The organism is Paraburkholderia ultramafica (assembly GCF_902859915.1).
Classification (GTDB): domain Bacteria; phylum Pseudomonadota; class Gammaproteobacteria; order Burkholderiales; family Burkholderiaceae; genus Paraburkholderia; species Paraburkholderia ultramafica.
Genome location: NZ_CADIKK010000168.1, coordinates 1 through 557, shown reverse-complemented (window position 1 = coordinate 557; position 557 = coordinate 1). Strand labels below are relative to the sequence as shown.

The following is a 557-nucleotide window of genomic DNA, read 5'->3' as shown; positions in this document are numbered from 1 at the left end:
GCATCATTCTCGGCGGCATCGAGACGATGCATATGATCATGAAAGGGCAAATGAAAAGCAGCGCCACCACCCAGACGCCTGCTGAGCAATTCTACTCGTTGCTAACGTAAGTAGTCCTCAACACAGCTCATCAGTTTATCCCAACGCTCTTACTGCGACAGAGCCTAGCTGAGCGCGTATTGCTGCTTGATCAGCGAGCCAACGAACTCTACAAGGGGTTCCGCAGTTGCGCTTCGGACGGCGCGGACCAGCGCGTCCGCGTTCTCGTAAGAATGTTCCACCAGCTTCTCCTTTCAGGCAAAGTGCCTACAAGGGAGAATGCCAATGTCTAGCGACCATGCCGCAAATCCACTATGGGCTGACGCTCCCACCAATCACGGGACATAGTTCAGCGCGGGACATAGTCAAGTTTCGTGTGACCGAGCAACAACTGAACAGCCCTGAGGTTCTTCGTGCGACGATAGATCAAAGACGCCTTGGTCCGGCGCATCGTGTGGGTACCGTAGGCAGTGTCGTCAAGGCCGATTGACGCGATCCACCGATGAACCAGCCGGGCA

2 pseudogenes are annotated in these 557 nt (G+C 55.3%); one reads left to right on the top strand and one right to left on the bottom strand.

Annotated features, from left to right (window positions below):
* Positions 1 to 110: pseudogene (locus HV744_RS36710) on the top strand (IS6 family transposase); the annotation flags it as partial.
* A gap of 278 nt (positions 111 to 388) precedes the next feature.
* Here HV744_RS36710 and HV744_RS37940 read toward each other — a convergent pair.
* Positions 389 to 557, bottom strand: a pseudogene (locus tag HV744_RS37940) (integrase); the annotation flags it as partial.